Here is a 16,421-nt window from a genome sequence, read left to right as displayed (position 1 = left end):
CCGTCACCGCAACAGACCCCTTCGGGCGTAGACGACGGCGGCCTGCCTCACCAGCTCGGCACAGCGCGCGGCCCCGCGGGTCTCGAGCGACGTGCGCAAGGCGTCCAGCTCCTCGCCGGTGGAGCGGTGTGGGCGCAGCGCCTCGTAGAGCTGCATCACTTCCTCGTCACCGATCGTCGCGAGTTCCGCTGCGCGCAGGAAGTTCTCGGCCAGCTGCGGATTACCGCCCTCCTCGGCGACGACGGCCTGGTGAGCCAACGTCGCGGGATCCATCCGAAGATCGGCCAGGCTCAGATTGCCATCGACGGCCGCCTCGACCGTGAACTTCTCCTCGGCGCTCATCGCGTCACCTCGACGGTGACCGGCGTCTGCCCCGGTTCGCACGCGTCGCGCTCGAGCGCCACCAGCGCAACGGCACGGGCGTGGTAGCGCGCGGAGATCGACTCGTCGGTGCCACCGGTGAAGATGGGCACCGGCGCCATCCCCTTGGCGTGTCTGGCCGCGTTCTTGCCCAGCTCTCGGTACATCAATGCGGTCAGCAGGGGCGCGACGCTGAACAACTCCAGGTTGGCCAACGGCGCCAGGTCCCGGCGGTGGATGAGCGCGGTTCCCTTGCCCTGCAAGCCGATTCCGATCCCCGAGCCCGATAGTCGGGCAGCGGTCAGACCGATCAGGCCGACGTCGATGGTGGAGCGGATCCGCACCAGGCGCGGCACGCAACCCTCCTCCTCGAGTCCGGCCGAAATCTGCCGCAGTACTTCACCGATCGTGAGTCCGCAGAGCGACAGCCAGACCGTGCGACCTAGTGCAGGTGACAGCCCGATGCATATCTCTCGGGGATCACTCCCCTGTCGGGCGATCTCGACGTCGGCGAACCTGATGTGGTCACGATGCTCGGCTTGATCGGCCGTCAACTCGGCGACCGTGCGTTCCTGTCGAATCGCGTCGATCTCCGCCCGCCGTTCGGCCGTCAGGGCGTAACCGCTTCCCGGACCCGCGTAGTCGTTCGGATCGGTGATCTTGGACAGCACCCGCATGTCGCCGTCGAAGATCGCCGACGTCTGAAGTTGGTCTCCGCGCAGGCGTTCTCGGGTGAGGTGCATGATGGCCTCGGCCTCATCGTCGTAACCGGTCCGCTTCAGCGAGGCGATCACGTCGAAGACCGTCATCTGCTTGGCTTCGATCGCCGACGCCGCCTCGGCCACCGCCTTCGGGTCACCTGGCGTCAGATCGCGGGATCCGTTGGCCACCACGACGGCGTCGACCCGGTCGTCGTCGAAGTCGGCGAGTCCGAGATCGCGGTACACCGCCTGCACCGCGCTCGCGGCGCGGCGGCGGACGCGCGCCAGGTGCTCCACGGGCACGGTCCGCAGACCGCCGTCGACACCCCAGTCCCGTTGCAGCACCAGGAAGTCGTCCATGTCGTCGGAGTTGAAGTTGGACAGCGCAAACGCGTTGTCGTAGCGGGGAATCGAGCCGAACCCGGAGAAGATGAAGTCCGCGCCGGCTAGCAACACCGGCAGGGTGTGCGCGCTGCGACGGACGTCGGACTCGGAGATCAAATTGTCGTTGCCGGCACAGGATTCGAGATCGCGCAGCATCACCATCAGGTTCTCGGCGAGCAACTCCTTCATGCCGTCGGGCACCGAGGCGACCACCCCCACACCATCGATGCCGCCGTTCTGTACGCCCTGGGATCCCAACGCCCGTGCCAGTGATACGCACCGCGATTCGAGGTAGAGGATGGAGCACTTCTCGGCGGCACCCATCAGAACCTCGGCCCCACCGCCACTGGTGACGCGCATCTTGAGCCCGCGAGATGCGTACGCGGAGGTGAGGATTGCCTTGGAGAAGGGGGTGTCGTCACCGTCGACGAAGACCTGCTCGGTGCCGTAGATGGAGATCGTCTCGGCGTAGCTGGTCAGCCCCCGTAGCCCCAGTCGCAGTTCGAGGGCCTCCTCGATGGAGCACTGGGCCATGGCGCCGGGGCTGCCGACCTGACTGCCGATCAACAGGGCGACGGCGTTGGACGGCGCATCGCCCAGCACCGGCACCGTGGTCTCGACCTCGCGGAAGCCGTACGCGACCGCACTCGCCGCATCGGCCGCGATCAACAGCGGATCGTCGAGCTGGTTGGTGACGTGCGCCTGGTTGCTCGGCGTCCGCCTGGCCCGCATTCGCGTCATCGCCATCTGCATCTCGACGGGTGAGAGGACGGCCACCACGCGGGCCAGCTTGGCGGGGGTAAGGCCACCGACGAGGCGTACGACCTCTGCGCGCGGCACGTGGAAGTCGACGGTCATCCGCGCGAGCGCCCGGTCGTCGAGAGCCATGGCTTCCTCGGCGACGTCGAGATCCAGCCCGTAGCGAGCGATGAACTCGTCGATGACGTCGAAGTCCTCGACGGTCTTGCCGTCGAGTTCGACCACCGCGCCATCGGTCACCACCAGGGACGGCTCGGGATCGAACGGGCTGTGCATGGCGACCAGCCCCAGGTCGGGGTTGGCGACGCTGAACCCGTCCAGATTCACCGGTTTGGCGTCGAGGATCCGCATCCGACCCTGGTCGAGATCCCCGTCGCGGGCACCGGTGTCATCCACGGGACTGGTCCTCCTCTGCTGGAGCCGTCATCGTCTCATCGCCCAGCCCCGACCGCTCTAATCTTTGGTGGCGTTGTCCTCGTAGACGATTCGACCGATCAGCTCGTAGCGCCGCGGATCGCGGAACTTGAAGAACAACGCCAGCGCTGCACCGAACGCGAACAGCCCGACGACGATCCACGGCGTCAGCTTGAACAACAGCGTGCCCGAAGCCGCACCTGCCGCGGTGTCCTTGTTCACCCATAGCAGGTACACCACGTAGAGCATGCCGATACCGCCGAGCAGCGGCGCCAGGAATGTCTTGAACCAATGCGCGCTGGACGGGTGGTTCTTGTGGAAGTGGAAGTACGCGATCACCGAGAAGGCGCAGAGCGACTGCACGATCAGGATCGCCATGGTGCCGAGGATCGCCAGCAGCCCGTAGAGGTGCACGTACGGATCCATGCCTGCGGCGAAGAAGGCGAGGATCAGTACCAGCGTGATGCCGGTCTGGACGAACCCGGCGATGTGGGGCGACCCGTGCGTCGCGTGGGTCCTGCCCAGTGTCTTCTGCAGACCGGACGACAACCCCTCACGGCCCATCGCGTACAGGTAGCGCGACGCGCACTGGTGAAAGGCCATGCCGCACGCAAACGATCCGGTCACCAACAGCAGCTTGAACAGAGTGATGGCCCAGGTGCCGTAGGTGGCCTGCACGGGGTCGAAGAAGATGTTGCCCGCCGTCGCCGGGTCCTGCGCGAGTTCGACGGCCTTCTGCGGTCCCGCACCTGCGATCGCCATCCACGAGATGAACACGTAGAAGATGCCGACGCCCAGCACGCTGATCATGGTGGCACGCGGGATGATTCGCTTCGGGTCCTTGGACTCCTCCCCGTACATCGCCGTCGACTCGAAGCCAACCCACGACCAGAAGGCGAAGAACAACCCGAGTCCGGCAGTCGCGCCGGCGACGCCGGCCGCTGGCTGGAAGGCCCCGACGGGGTTGAGCGTGTCGGCGGCGGCGAAGCCATCCGGACCGCCGCCCTTGAACAACACCGACAGCGCCCCGAGCGACAGCATGACGATCTCGGTGACGAGGAACACCCCGAGCACCTTGGCCGCCAGACTCACGTCGAAGTACGTCAGGATGCAGTTGAGCACCAACATCAGCATTGCGGGCGCCAACCACGGCACCGTGACGTCGAACTCGGTCTTGACGAAGTCCTGGAAGAAGAATGAGAAGATGCCGATCAGCGAACCCTCGAACACGACGTAGGCCATCGTGATGATCCCGCCGCTGGCGAATCCCACGACCTTGCCGAGCCCGTGCGCGATGTAGCCGTAGAAGGCACCGGTGGCGGTGATGTGCTTGGCCATCGTCGCGTAGCCGATCGCGAAGAGCCCGAGCACGATCGTCGCTACGAGGTAGCCAGCCGGAGCGTGCGAACCATTTCCGAAGCCAACGGCGATCGGGACGTTGCCGACCATCGCCGTGATGGGCGCGGCGGTCGCCACCGCCATGAAGATCACCGCTAGGGTGCCAATCGCGTTCCTCTTCAGGTGATGGACGTCCCCACCTGTGTTCTTATCGCTCGAAACCACTTGATCGGTCATCGGTGAGGACACCTTCCGGACGAGAAGTAGGAGCCCGTGTGTGGCACGGGCCACATCGCGAACTCTCGTATATTGGCACTACCAATTAGGTCGCGCAACCGATACGCGATCAATTGACAGAAATGGTTGAACCTTTTTAGGGTGACGCTCACGGCCTGCCGAAAAGCCCGCCCGACCCAGCCAAAGGGAGCCACGTGCACGACTACGGAACCTTCTCGTTCGAGTCCAAGGCGCAGGTCTTGGAGCAGGCGAAGAAGTACTGGAACCCCGACAAGACCCAGTTCTGGACCGACGCTGGCGTCGACCTGGTGATCGACCGCCGCGACGGCTACTTCCTGTGGGACATGGACGGTCGCCGGCTCATCGACATGCACCTCAACGGCGGCACCTACAACCTCGGTCACCGCAACCCCGAGATCATGGCCGCCTTGATCGAGGGCATGCAGCACTTCGACATCGGCAACCACCACTTCCCGTCGGTCGCCCGCACCGCGCTGGCCCAGCGGCTGGTCGACTCGGCGCCGGCGTCGATAACCAAGGTGGCCTTCGGATCTGGTGGCGGTGAGGCGATCGACATCGCCCTCAAGAGCGCGCGGCACGCCACCCAACGCCGCAAGATCGTCTCGATCATCAAGGCCTACCACGGCCACACCGGGCTAGCGGTCGCCACCGGCGACGATCGGTTCTCCAAACTGTTCCTCTCCGACCGACCCGACGAGTTCGTGCAGGTGCCCTTCGGGGACGTGGACGCCATGGAGCAGGCGCTCTCGGGCGGCGACGTCGCCGCCGTCATCATGGAGACCATCCCCGCCACCTACGGATTCCCGCTCCCCCCACCGGGTTACCTCGAAGCGGTCAAGGAGCTAACCGAACGTCACGAAACGCTCTACATCGCCGACGAGGTACAGACCGGCCTCATGCGCACCGGTGAGATGTGGGGCATCACCAAGCACGGGATCGAGCCCGACATCATGGTCGCGGGCAAGGGCCTCTCCGGTGGGATGTACCCCATCACCGCGGCGATGCTCGGCGAACGGGCCGCGCAGTGGCTCGACGTGGACGGCTTCGCCCACATCTCGACGTTCGGGGGCGCGGAACTCGGCTGCGTGGCGGCCATCAAGACGCTCGAGATCACCAGCCGGCCCGAGGTGCGCACCAACGTGCACGCCATCACCGACGTCTTCGCCGAGGGGCTCGCCAGGATCAGGGCCGACCATCCGGACTGGTTCATCGGCATCCGGCAGAGCGGCGTGATCATCGGGCTGGAGTTCAACCACCCCGAAGGGGCCAAGTTCGTGATGCGCGAGCTGTACGAGAACGGCGTGTGGGCCATCTTCTCCACGCTGGATCCCAGTGTGCTGCAGTTCAAACCGGGGCTGCTTCTCAGCCGTGAGCTGTGCGACGACGTGCTCGATCGCCTCGAGGTGGCGGTGGGCAAGGCGGCCACGTCGGCGCAACGGAGTTGACGATGGGTGAGTCCGAGGGCACGTTCGTCGCAGACGACGTCGAGGTCGCCGCTAGTGCGCTCGCCGAGTACGACCTGCCGCCGGATTCGACGCTGCGCCTCCTCAATCTGTCCGAGAACGCCACCTACGCCGTGCAGGACGCGGGCACCGGCGCACAGTCGATCCTGCGGGTGCACCGCAAGGGATACCACCAGCCGGACGAGATCGAATCGGAACTCGACTGGCTCGACGCTCTCCGACGCAACGGCGACGTCACGGTGCCGACCGTGCTGCCGGCCAGGGACGGGCGACGCATGGTGACCGTCGACCAGAACGGAATTCCCCGTCACGTCGTGCACTTCGAGATGGTGGCGGGCGTCGAACCCGACGAGGAGACGTTGACCGTCGCGGACTTCCACACGCTTGGACAGATCACCGCAGCCCTGCACGACCACTCGACGACGTGGGTCCGCCCGGCCGGATTCGGCCGCTTCTCCTGGGACTTTCAGCACAGCCTCGGCGACCGACCGCGCTGGGGCCGCTGGCAGGACGCCACCGGGGTCGGCGCGGCGGAGTCCGCCACGTTGAGCCGGGCCGTGGCACTGCTGGAGCGACGGCTGAAGGAGTACGGCTCCGGACCCGAGGTCTTCGGTCTGGTCCACGCCGACCTGCGGCTGGCCAACCTCCTCGTCGACGGCGACGACATCACGGTCATCGACTTCGACGACTGCGGATTCGGTTGGTACTACTACGATTTCGGCACGGCGGTGTCGTTCTTCGAGGACGACCCGGCCGTGCCCGAGTGGCAGGACGCCTGGGTGACCGGTTACCGCACCCGTCGTCCACTCCCCGCTGCCGACGAAGCCATGCTGCCGACCTTCGTGCTTCTGCGTAGGCTGCTGCTGTTGGCGTGGATGGGCACCCACAGCCACGCAGAAGAGTCGCAGGCCATCTCCGTCACCTACGCAACGGGCAGTTGCGAACTCGCGGAACGCTATCTGAGCTTCGACGGTCGACGACTCGCCTGAATCCACCACCGAAAGGCACCACATGTTCAACTCCCTGCAGGGTCGCTCCGCCGTCGTCACCGGGGGCAGCAAGGGCATCGGCCGCGGTATCGCCGAGACGTTCGCGGACGCGGGGGTCAACGTCCTCGTCACGGGCCGCAACCAGACCGACGTCGACGCTGCGGTGGCCGCGTTGGCGGGCAAGCCGGGCACCGTGACCGGGGTGGCCGCCGACGTGACGAGCCCGGACGACTGTCGGCGCGTGGTCGCCGAAGCGGTGAATACGCATGGGTCACTTGACATCGTGTGCGCGAACGCGGGGATTTTCCCGTCGGGCCGGCTCGAGGATCTCACCCCAGAGGACATCGAGGAGGTCATCGGCGTCAACTTCAAGGGCACGGTGTACATCGTTCAAGCCGCGCTCGCCGCGCTGGCGGACAGCGGCCACGGCCGAATCATCGTCACGTCGTCCATCACCGGACCCTTCACCGGCTATCCCGGCTGGTCGCACTATGGTGCCAGCAAGGCCGCGCAGCTCGGCTTCATCCGCACCGCGGCAATGGAATTGGCGCCCAAGAACATCACGATCAACGCGGTGCTGCCGGGGAACATCATCACCGAGGGCCTGATCGACATGGGCCAGGAGTACATGGACCAGATGGCCGCGGCCGTACCCGCCGGGCGGCTTGGCTCCGTGGCCGACATCGGCAACGCCGCACTGTTCTTCGCGACCGACGAGGCCGGTTACATCACGGGACAGTCCCTGGTGGTGGACGGCGGCCAGATCCTGCCGGAGTCCCAGGCTGCGATCGCCGAGCAGTAGTTCGTCCGCGAGAGGAGCAGGCGTTGCCGAAGACCACCGAGGAACTGCGGCGGCGGATCGTCGCCGACATCAATGCCGGGGTGCCGGGCGCGAAGCTCGGCAGCGAACGCGATCTCGCGGAGCGCTATGCCACCAGCCGGTCCAGCCTGCGTCAGATGCTGGCCGCCTTGGAGGAGGCCGGTCTGGTCCATCGCGCGATCGGCCGGGCGGGGGGAATCTTCATCAGCCACGCCCAGGTGCAGCGCAGCCTGTCCGACGTGATCGGGGTCCCGGCCTTCCTCGCCAATCAGGGTTACGTCGCCGGGACCCGTGTGCTCTCGACGAAGATCACCGCGCCCGACCGCGTCACGCAGGAGGCCCTACAACTCGACGCCCGCGACTTCGTCGTCGAGATTCAGCGCGTGCGCCTCGCCGACGGATCGCCGATCTCGTTGGAGTTGGCCCAGTTTCCCGCCGACGCATTTCCGGGCCTCCTCGAGAAGCAGCTCGGCGGATCGATCTACGAAATCCTCGAGGAGGAGTACGGGCTCATCACCTCCCGGGCGGACGAGCGCATCGAGGCCGTCAACGCCACACCCGACGAGGCGTCCCTGCTGGCCATCAAAACAGGTTCGGCGCTGCTGCTGATCACCCGCGTCGCCTATGACCAGAACGATGCGCCCTGCGAGTTCTCCCGCGACCTGTTCCGCGGCGACCGGACCCGGTTGACGGTCACCGCCCAGGGGCGGGGCACCGGGGTTCAATCACCTGCCGCCAGCGCCATGGTCGCCCTCCAGAGTTGACGCCTGCGGGTCGCAGGTCTTGACCTGAAGCGAGGTTGATGTTCAACCATGGGGTCACGACCAATCGAGGAGGACTCCATGCGACCCATTCGCGCCGATCTCTGGGAAGCTCGCGCCGACAGCCCCTTTCCCGGCCTGACCACCCACGCCTACCTCTGGACGGGTGGGCTCCACGGCAACGTACTGTTCTACGGAACGCAGACGGAAGAGGACTTCGAAGCCCTCGACGGCCTCGGCGGGGTGGCGCATCAATACCTGTCCCACCGCGACGAGGCGGGCCCGACGCTGGAAGCCGTCCAGCGTCGCTTCGGTGCGCAATTGCATGCGCCTGCAGCCGAATTGGCCGAGATCAGCCAGCACGCCCACATCGACGTGCCACTCGCGGGCAGACACATCGACGGATGCGGCATCGAGGTGATCCCGACACCGGGGCACACTCCCGGCAGCACCTGCTACCTGGTGCCCGGGGCGAACGGGCAGCGCTACCTGTTCACCGGCGACACGATAATGCTTGGCGCTGAAAGTGATTGGATCGCGGGCTACATTCCGTCCTTCAGCGAGGCCGAACCCCTGGAGGAGAGCCTGCGCCTGCTGGGCACGCTGCGACCCGATTTGGTGATCTCCAGCGCATCCCCCGGTGTCACCGCCGTCCACGCCCCCGGCGCCACCCACTGGGCCGAATGCGTTCGGCAGGCGCGATCGCGACTTGCCGCCGTCGCCTAGATTACGGTCATGACTCCCGCAGGACGGTTCGCGCCGAGTCCGTCGGCCGACCTGCACATCGGCAACATCCGCACGGCCGTGTTGGCCTGGCTCTTCGCCAGGTCGACCGGCCGTCGTATCCTGCTGCGCATCGAGGATCTCGACGACCGCACGTCCGGCGACATCGCCGACCGCCAAGTCCGTGACCTCGCCGCCGTCGGACTCGAATGGGACGAACCACCGGAGTACCAGACAGCGCACGAGACGCGCTACGAAGAAGTCATCGACGAGCTGGTTCGCCGCGGGCTGACCTACGAATGTCATTGCAGCAGAAAGGACATTCAGCAAGCGCCGCGGGCTCCGCACGCCCCGGAGGGCTCGTATCCCGGCACGTGCCGGGACCTAACCGACGACGAGCGCGCCACCCGACGCGCATCGGGTCGACCACCGGCGCTGCGGTTGCGCTCCGAGACCGACCGGTTCACCGTCGACGACGTCCTGCACGGCAGTTATACCGGCATCGTCGACGACTTGGTGTTGCGCCGCGGTGACGGCGTGCCCGCCTACAACCTCGCGGTCGTCGTCGACGATGCCGTCCAAGGCGTCGACCAGGTCGTGCGGGGCGACGACCTTCTGGCGTCATCCCCGCGGCAGGCGTACGTGGGATCGCTGCTGGGGTACGCCCAACCGGTGTACGCGCACGTTCCGCTGGTACTCAACGCGCAGGGCAAGCGCCTGGCCAAGCGTGACGGTGCGGTCACCGTCGACGAGATCGGGGTGCCGCACGCCATGGCGCAGATCGCCGACTCGCTGGGTTTCACGGGTGCGTCCCTCGGCGAAATGCTGGATGCCTTCGACCCGGACCGACTGCCGCGTAAGCCCTGGACATACCACCCGGGGTGAGCAGAACCCTTCGATCTTGGTGGGGTCCTTGCTAGGTTCCGCCAGTGGCTTACTACCTACGGCGAGGCCTGCTCGCACTGATGGTGCTCGCGGTACTGCTGAGCGCCGCGTGCGGTTCGGCCGCCAAGGACACCGAAGATCCCGTCCGGTCGGCAGGTGTGCTGCGGGTGGGCACCGAGGGCGTGTACGCACCGTTCAGCTACCACGACGAGACCAATGGTCAGCTGGTGGGATACGACGTGGACGTCGCTCGCGCGGTCGGTGAGAAGCTAGGTGTGACGGTCGAATTCGTCGAGACACCATGGGATTCGATGTTCGCGGCCTTGGAGTCCGACCGTTTCGACATCGTCGCCAACCAGGTCACCATCAATCCCGAACGGCAGCAGAAGTACGACCTGTCGGACCCGTATGCCATCGGTGAGGGCGTGATCGTCACCCGCGCCGACGACGACTCCATCACGTCGTTGGCCGACCTCAAGGGCAAGGTGGCCGCTGAGAACGCGACCAGCAACTGGGCCCAGCTCGCCAAGGACAACGGCGCTCGGGTCGAATCCGTCGAGGGCTTCGCCCAGGCGATCAAACTGCTCAACCAGGGCCGGGTCGACGTCGTGGTCAACGACAGCATCGCGGTGTACCAGTACCTCGCCGAGACCGGTGACACGTCGGTGAAGATCGCCGCACCGACCGGCGCGAAGAGCGAACAGGGCTTCGCCGCCCGCAAGGACAGCGGCTACCTCCCGGAGTTGAACGGGGCGCTCAAGCAACTGAGCGACGACGGCACGCTCGCCTCGATATCGCAGAAGTATTTGAAGGCCAACGTCTCCGGCGCGCCGCAGGAACAGCAGGCGCAGCCGCGGTCGGCGTGGAACCTGATCGCCGCCAACCTGTGGCCGCTGGCCAAGGCCGCGATCACGGTCACCATTCCGCTGACGATCATCAGCTTCATCATCGGCCTCGTCATCGCCCTCGGCGTCGCGCTGGCCCGGCTGTCGAAGAACGTGATGGTCGCGGGGGTCGCGCGGTTCTACATCTCCGTCATTCGCGGCACCCCGCTGCTGGTGCAGCTGTTCATCGTGTTCTTCGCGCTCCCCGAGTTCGGGATCCGAATCGATCCCTTTCCCGCGGCGGTCATCGCCTTCAGCCTCAACGTGGGCGGTTACGCGGCCGAGATCATTCGGTCGTCGATCCAGAGCATCCCGAAGGGCCAGTGGGAGGCGGCCGAGACGATCGGCTACCACTACACCGGTGCGCTGCGGCGCATCATCCTGCCGCAAGCCACCCGGGTGGCCGTCCCGCCGCTGTCCAATACCTTGATCTCCCTGGTCAAGGACACCTCACTGGCGTCGACGATCCTGGTGACCGAGTTGTTCCGCACCGCTCAGAACGTTGCAGCGCCGACGTTCGAGTTCTTCGCGCTGTACGGCACCGCCGCCGTGTACTACTGGGTGATCTGCCTGGTGCTCTCGTTCGGCCAGAGCCGCCTCGAACACCGACTGGAAAGGTACGTGGCTCGATGACCGAAGGCGAAACGGAAGAAGTCGAATACCGGGTCACCGCAGCAGGCGTCGAGAAGGCGTTCGGTGACAACGAGGTACTCAAGGGCGTCTCGTTCACCGTGGAGCGAGGCACGGCGACCGCCATCATCGGGCCATCGGGCTCCGGTAAGACGACCCTGCTGCGCGCCCTGAACGCACTCGACCGGCCCGACGCCGGCGTGATCCGGGTGGACGACGTCGAGATCGACTTCTCCAAGCCGGTACCCAAGACCGAGGTGCGCCGATTTCAGGCGCAGAGCGGCTTCGTGTTTCAGGGGCACAACCTGTTTCCGCACAAGACGGTGCTGCAGAACGTGACCGAGGGGCCGTTGATCGTGCAGAAGCGGCCGAAGGACGAGGTGAACGACGAGGCCCTCGCGCTGCTCGACCAAGTGGGTTTGGCCGAGAAGAAGGACCAGTACCCATATCAGCTGTCCGGTGGCCAGCAGCAGCGCGTCGGCATCGCCAGGGCACTGGCGCTCAAGCCGAAGCTCGTGCTCTTCGACGAGCCCACCTCGGCGCTCGATCCCGAACTGGTCGGCGAGGTGCTCTCGGTGATCAAGGATCTCGCGGTCGAGGACTGGACGATGGTGATCGTCACCCACGAGATCCAGTTCGCCCGGCAGGTCTCCAATCAGGTGCTGTTCACCGACGGCGGCGTCATCCTCGAGCAGGGCACCCCGGACGAGGTCATCGGCAACCCCAAGGAGGAGCGCACGCGCCAGTTCCTCGACCGCATCCTCAACCCGCTCTAGCCCGCCCTAGCCCCTAGCCCCTAGCCCCTAGCCCGCGACAGCCCGCCCCCCTCCCCGCGAGCGTGCGTGTCTGCGGCCGACACACCGATCGAAAACCGGAGTTCACGCACCCTCGCGCGTCATGACAACAGTAGATCGACTGCCGTGGCGGCACTTTGGGCGGCGCTCTCCATGGTGGCCGACCAGTCGGTGGCGGTCCAGTCACCCGCCAGCACCAGCGTCGGCACCGACGTCCGCTGCGGCGGGCGAAGGGAATCCATGCCGACCACCTGCGAGAAGGTCGCCTTCGGCATCTTCACCACCTGCGCCTCGACGACTTCAGCGTCGGCCGCGGCGGGATAGTAGCGGCGCAGAAGCGCCATCTGCTCGGCCACGATCTCGTCGTTCGTCCGATGGATCTGCTCGTAGGCGCCGCTGGTGGTCAGGCAGTACAGCCACCCAAGGTCGGTCGTTCTGCCGTGCATGATCTGCCGGTCGAAGACCTCGTCGATGACACCGGTGCCGCCGATCAGGCCCTCGAACGCGGACGCGGTACCGAGCGGGCGGTCCAGATACAGGTTGGTGCTGACGATCGGCGTATACCCCAATTTATCTGCGGCCGAACGGATCTCATCACCCTCGGGTAGGTCGTCGAGCAGCCCGCCGATGGCCGAGTTCGGTACGGCGCACACGACGGCGTCGGCCGGTATCTCGGTTCCGTCGGCGAGCAGCACACCGGTCACCACGCCGTCGGTGATCTGGATCCGACGCGCGACCGCTCGGTACCGCACGTCGACGTCGTGGTCGACGAAGAACCGAAGCGCGCCCGAGACGAACAGGGTGTCGAGGTCGACCGTGGGGTATCCGATGGCGACGGGCGTCCGATGTCTGATCCCCATCCGAATGCCGGTGGCGAGCACCTTGGCGAACACCTTCGCCGACCCTTGCGCCACCGGCTCGGCCGCGATGCCCAGAGCGAGCCAGTCCCACACGGCTTCTCGCGCGAGCGGGGGCATTCCGACGCGCTGCAACCATTGCTCGGTGCTGAGGTCGGCGAGGTCGGCGGGCGGGCGGAGAGCTTGCCAGCCAAGCCGCAACGTGGCGCGGGCCGCTCGGAGCCGGTCGGCGATACCGGCGTCGGGATGCACGCCGAACAGCGTCCGCACCGCACCCAGCCCGGCGGTCTGCACGGTCACCTGGCGGCCGTCGGGCCAACGGAGGGTCGAACTCCTGGGGAAGGTGACGAACTGCCGGGTACCCACACTGGTGAGATAGCGGAAGAGGTGCTCGTACCCACTGGCGATGACGTGTTGACCGTTGTCCGGTAGATCGTCGACCCCTTCGGCGCGCATCGCGTACGTGCGCCCACCCAGCCGACCACGCCGTTCGAGGAGGGTGACCTGCTTGCCCGCCTCTGCCAGCCAGACCGCGGAGGCCAGTCCGGCCAACCCTCCGCCGATGACCACGTAGCGCCGTCCGTCCTCGGTCATCCGCCCAACCTACGCCGGCTTCGAGTGACGCCATTGCCCCGCGAGCGTGCGCAAACTCCGAAGAAAGGTCGGCGTTTCTCCCGCAGACACGCACGCTCGCGGGGGGAGTGCGGGAGGGTGGCTGCCATGGCACAACCAACGAACCTCGAAGCCGACGTCATCGTGGTGGGGGCGGGACTGTCGGGAATGATCGCCGCCCGGACGCTGCTGGCCGCCGGACTGATACCGCTGATCCTGGAGGCCGACGAGCGCGTCGGGGGACGCATCCTCACCGAAGAGGTGGCGCCGGGGTTGACGGTGGACGTCGGCGCACAGTGGATCGGCGACACCCACGAGCGCATGTTCCGGCTCGCCGCCGAACTCGGGGTGGAGACCTACCCGCAGTACGACGAAGGCGAGACGTCGTATGACCTCGACGGCTCCGGTGTCATGCAGGCGAGCACATTCCACGCGCGCTTCGCCGACGAGCTCGCCGAACTCGAGCGTGTCCTGCGGCATCTGGACGAGCTCGCCGCCGATGTGCCCGTCGAAGCACCGTGGCTGGCACCGCGCGCCGACGAGTGGGATGTCATCAGCGCGGGCACGTGGTATGACGCGCAGGGCCTTTCGCCCGTCGCCCGCACTCTGCTGGAGATCTGCACCGTCGGGATCCTGGCGGTGCCGACCGTCGAGGTGTCCTTCCTGCATCTGCTCTTCACGATCCAGACCTGTGGCGTGACGTCGGAGCTGTTCGCGGAGTCCGAGGGCGGCGCCCAGACCACGCGCTTCGTCGGCGGCACCGGCGAGATCCCCCGTCGGCTCGCCGCGCTGATCACCGACCACATCGTGCTCGAGGCGCCCGTCCAGCTGATCGAACACACCGCGGACGATGTAGTCGTGCACTGCCGCGGCGGGCGGGTGGCGCGCGGCCGTCGGGTGATCGTCGCAATCTCGCCCACCCTCGCCGGGCGGATCATGTACGACCCGCCGCTGTCCGGTATCCGCGACCAGCTCACCCAGCGGCTGCCCAACGGTTCGGCCATGAAGGCGTTCTTCGTCTACGACGAACCCTTTTGGCGCGCAGACGGTTTGAACGGTCAGCTCATCTCCGACATCGGCCCGGCCCGGATGTCAAACGATTCCTGCATCCCCGGCGACGACCACGGGGTCATCCTGATGTTCCTGGAGGGCGACCAAGCGCGCACCTTCGGGCGACTGCCCGAGGACGAGCGCCGGACGGCGCTCACGGCGGAGCTGGTGCACCACTTCGGCGACAAGGCCGCCAAACCCGAGTTCTACATCGACGGGGAATGGTCGGACCGGCAGTGGACCCGCGGCTGCTACAACGCCAACCACGGCCCGCACGTGTGGACCACCTACGGTCATGCACTCTCGGCCCCGATCGGTGCGATCCACTGGGCCTCGACCGATACGGCCACCTACTGGAGCGCCTACATGGAGGGTGCCGTCGAAGCGGGTGAGCGTGCGGCGCTGGCGGTCATCGACTCGCTCTCCTAGTGATTTCGGCGCGGAAACGTTCGCTGAGCGAACGGAAACGCGCCGAATCGCTAGAGGGCGACGGGAAGCGAGGCCAATCCCCGCAGCGTCACGTTCGGTTTGTACACCGGCTCACCGGCCAGCGTCGCGTTCGGGAACCGTGCCGTCACCGCCGACAGGGCGACGCGTGCCTCCAACCGGGCCAGCGGTGCGCCCAGGCAGAAGTGGGCGCCATGACCGAACGCCAGGTGACGGATGTTCTCGCGGTCCGGGTCGAACGTGTCGGGTCTGTCGAATGCGGCCGGATCCCGTTGTGCCGCAGCCAGAAGCAGCATCATCGTGTCACCCTTGGGTACGGTCACAACTCCCCTGTCGCTGCGCTCCTGCCCACCGGTGACGTCACCGATCGTCATCTCCTCGGCGGCCGTTCGGCCGGCCAACTGCACCGGCGGGTCGTACCGCAGCGTCTCCTCGATGAGGTTCGGCGCGCGCTTGGCGTCACCGCCGAGGGCAGCCCAGTAGCGGGGCTGACGCAGCATCGCCAGGATCGCATTGGCGATCAGGTTGACGGTCGTCTCGTGTCCGGCGATCAGCAACAGGTTGCAGGTGGCGACGATCTCCTCGGAGGTCAACTGGTCGCCGTCCTCCTCGGCAGCGATGAGAGCCGAGATCAGGTCCTCGCGGGGCGCCGCGCGGCGCTCCTCGACGAGTGCGGCGAGATACCCGCGCAACCAGCGTCCCGCCTCCATGCGGGCTTGGAAGCTGTCGGGCACCTCGCCGGTGAACGTGATGAACGGGTCGAGTCCCTGCGCCAGCAGAGCCGGGCGCGGCTGAACTCGGGCTCGTCGTCCAGCGGTACGCCGAGCATTCGGCAGATCACCGCCACCGGAAGGGGATGGGCCAGGTCGGCGACGGCATCGAAATGACCAGCACCGGCCACCTCATCGAGCAGCGAATCCACCATGGCGGTGATGTCGGCCTCCAGCGCCTTGACCCGTCGGGGGGCGAACGCCTGCTGCGCGAGTTTCCGGAGCCGGGTGTGGTCGGGCGGATCGAGGAACAGGAAGCCGGGCTGGCCGAACGGCCGGGGCTCGGCCCCCTTCGCGATTTCGCGCTGGGCGACGGTCGACTTCAGGCGGTCGCTCGCGGACGCCGGGTGCCGCAGCACGTCACCGCAGTCCTGGAACGACGAGAACACGACCAGGTTGGCCTCCGGCATCAGCATCGGCCCGCGGTCGAGGATTGCCCGGTACACCGGATACGGGTCGGCACGGTTCGTCGGGTCGAGCAGTCGCAACAGCAACCCTTGCGATTCCGCGGACGTCGTCATG

Annotated in this window: 13 protein-coding genes and 1 pseudogene; 9 read left to right on the top strand and 5 right to left on the bottom strand. The window is 66.7% G+C overall.

What is annotated here, in order from left to right; genetic code table 11:
* Window positions 1-3: 3 nt before the first annotated feature.
* The 3 genes from QUE68_RS02125 to QUE68_RS02115 all read right to left on the bottom strand — a co-directional run bounded on the left by QUE68_RS02125 (window position 4) and on the right by QUE68_RS02115 (window position 4,193).
* Entirely contained in the window at window positions 4-342 is a 339-nt protein-coding gene (locus QUE68_RS02125) for a diol dehydratase small subunit (RefSeq protein ID WP_284224291.1), read from the bottom strand.
* Window positions 339-2,555, bottom strand: coding sequence for a propanediol/glycerol family dehydratase large subunit (locus QUE68_RS02120; RefSeq protein ID WP_284230605.1), 2,217 nt, complete (start codon window positions 2,553-2,555; stop codon window positions 339-341). Before QUE68_RS02120 ends, QUE68_RS02125 begins: the two co-directional genes overlap by 4 nt.
* Before the next feature lie 102 nt (window positions 2,556-2,657).
* Entirely contained in the window at window positions 2,658-4,193 is a 1,536-nt protein-coding gene (locus QUE68_RS02115) for an APC family permease (protein WP_284224290.1), read from the bottom strand.
* Between the two features lie 194 nt (window positions 4,194-4,387).
* Here QUE68_RS02115 and QUE68_RS02110 point away from each other — a divergent pair, with 194 nt between their 5' ends.
* The 8 genes from QUE68_RS02110 (at window position 4,388) to QUE68_RS02075 (ending at window position 12,145) form a co-directional block, all read left to right on the top strand.
* Window positions 4,388-5,659 carry a class-III pyridoxal-phosphate-dependent aminotransferase gene (locus tag QUE68_RS02110; RefSeq protein WP_284224289.1) on the top strand — a complete coding sequence of 424 codons (1,272 nt, stop codon included), beginning with the start codon at window positions 4,388-4,390 and terminating at the stop codon, window positions 5,657-5,659.
* A 2-nt stretch (window positions 5,660-5,661) separates the two neighbouring features.
* A complete protein-coding gene (locus QUE68_RS02105; RefSeq protein WP_284224288.1) occupies window positions 5,662-6,666 on the top strand; it encodes a phosphotransferase enzyme family protein in 1,005 nt (334 codons plus the stop codon).
* Window positions 6,667-6,688: 22 nt separating this feature from the next.
* The gene (fabG, locus tag QUE68_RS02100) at window positions 6,689-7,468 is read left to right on the top strand and encodes a 3-oxoacyl-ACP reductase FabG (RefSeq protein WP_284224287.1); all 780 of its coding nucleotides are present in this window, start codon (window positions 6,689-6,691) and stop codon (window positions 7,466-7,468) included.
* Window positions 7,469-7,491: 23 nt separating this feature from the next.
* Window positions 7,492-8,250, top strand: a complete 759-nt coding sequence (locus tag QUE68_RS02095) for a GntR family transcriptional regulator (RefSeq protein WP_284224286.1) — start codon at window positions 7,492-7,494, stop codon at window positions 8,248-8,250.
* 78 nt (window positions 8,251-8,328) lie between these two features.
* A complete protein-coding gene (locus QUE68_RS02090) occupies window positions 8,329-8,973 on the top strand; it encodes an MBL fold metallo-hydrolase (RefSeq protein ID WP_286275087.1) in 645 nt (214 codons plus the stop codon).
* Window positions 8,974-8,982: 9 nt separating this feature from the next.
* A complete protein-coding gene (gene gluQRS, locus QUE68_RS02085; RefSeq protein WP_286275086.1) occupies window positions 8,983-9,855 on the top strand; it encodes a tRNA glutamyl-Q(34) synthetase GluQRS in 873 nt (290 codons plus the stop codon).
* Between the two features lie 80 nt (window positions 9,856-9,935).
* Entirely contained in the window at window positions 9,936-11,372 is a 1,437-nt protein-coding gene (locus QUE68_RS02080) for an ABC transporter permease subunit (protein ID WP_286275989.1), read from the top strand.
* Window positions 11,369-12,145: an amino acid ABC transporter ATP-binding protein gene (locus tag QUE68_RS02075; RefSeq protein WP_286275085.1), complete on the top strand. Its 777-nt coding sequence runs from the start codon at window positions 11,369-11,371 to the stop codon at window positions 12,143-12,145. Before QUE68_RS02080 ends, QUE68_RS02075 begins: the two co-directional genes overlap by 4 nt.
* 119 nt (window positions 12,146-12,264) lie before the next feature.
* Here QUE68_RS02075 and hpnE read toward each other — a convergent pair whose 3' ends face one another.
* The gene (gene hpnE, locus QUE68_RS02070) at window positions 12,265-13,614 is read right to left on the bottom strand and encodes a hydroxysqualene dehydroxylase HpnE (protein ID WP_284232340.1); all 1,350 of its coding nucleotides are present in this window, start codon (window positions 13,612-13,614) and stop codon (window positions 12,265-12,267) included.
* A gap of 126 nt (window positions 13,615-13,740) precedes the next feature.
* Here hpnE and QUE68_RS02065 point away from each other — a divergent pair, with 126 nt between their 5' ends.
* A complete protein-coding gene (locus QUE68_RS02065) occupies window positions 13,741-15,111 on the top strand; it encodes a flavin monoamine oxidase family protein (protein ID WP_286275084.1) in 1,371 nt (456 codons plus the stop codon).
* 50 nt (window positions 15,112-15,161) lie between these two features.
* Here the strand turns inward: QUE68_RS02065 and QUE68_RS02060 are convergent.
* Window positions 15,162-16,420, bottom strand: a pseudogene (locus QUE68_RS02060) (cytochrome P450).
* Window position 16,421: the final 1 nt, after the last annotated feature.

This window comes from Mycolicibacterium sp. TUM20985, from assembly GCF_030295745.1.
Lineage (GTDB): Bacteria > Actinomycetota > Actinomycetes > Mycobacteriales > Mycobacteriaceae > Mycobacterium.
This window is presented reverse-complemented; position numbering and strand designations above follow the sequence as displayed.

What these genes read in the sequence shown, in the direction of transcription:
- QUE68_RS02125 (WP_284224291.1), bottom strand. Translation starts at nt 342, where the DNA reads ATGAGCGCCGAGGAGAAGTTCACGGTCGAGGCGGCCGTCGATGGCAAT.
- QUE68_RS02120 (WP_284230605.1), bottom strand. Translation starts at nt 2,555, where the DNA reads ATGCGGATCCTCGACGCCAAACCGGTGAATCTGGACGGGTTCAGCGTC.
- QUE68_RS02115 (WP_284224290.1), bottom strand. Translation starts at nt 4,193, where the DNA reads ATGACCGATCAAGTGGTTTCGAGCGATAAGAACACAGGTGGGGACGTC.
- QUE68_RS02105 (WP_284224288.1), top strand. Translation starts at nt 5,662, where the DNA reads ATGGGTGAGTCCGAGGGCACGTTCGTCGCAGACGACGTCGAGGTCGCC.
- fabG (WP_284224287.1), top strand. Translation starts at nt 6,689, where the DNA reads ATGTTCAACTCCCTGCAGGGTCGCTCCGCCGTCGTCACCGGGGGCAGC.
- QUE68_RS02090 (WP_286275087.1), top strand. Translation starts at nt 8,329, where the DNA reads ATGCGACCCATTCGCGCCGATCTCTGGGAAGCTCGCGCCGACAGCCCC.
- gluQRS (WP_286275086.1), top strand. Translation starts at nt 8,983, where the DNA reads ATGACTCCCGCAGGACGGTTCGCGCCGAGTCCGTCGGCCGACCTGCAC.
- QUE68_RS02080 (WP_286275989.1), top strand. Translation starts at nt 9,936, where the DNA reads ATGGTGCTCGCGGTACTGCTGAGCGCCGCGTGCGGTTCGGCCGCCAAG.
- QUE68_RS02075 (WP_286275085.1), top strand. Translation starts at nt 11,369, where the DNA reads ATGACCGAAGGCGAAACGGAAGAAGTCGAATACCGGGTCACCGCAGCA.
- hpnE (WP_284232340.1), bottom strand. Translation starts at nt 13,614, where the DNA reads ATGACCGAGGACGGACGGCGCTACGTGGTCATCGGCGGAGGGTTGGCC.
- QUE68_RS02065 (WP_286275084.1), top strand. Translation starts at nt 13,741, where the DNA reads ATGGCACAACCAACGAACCTCGAAGCCGACGTCATCGTGGTGGGGGCG.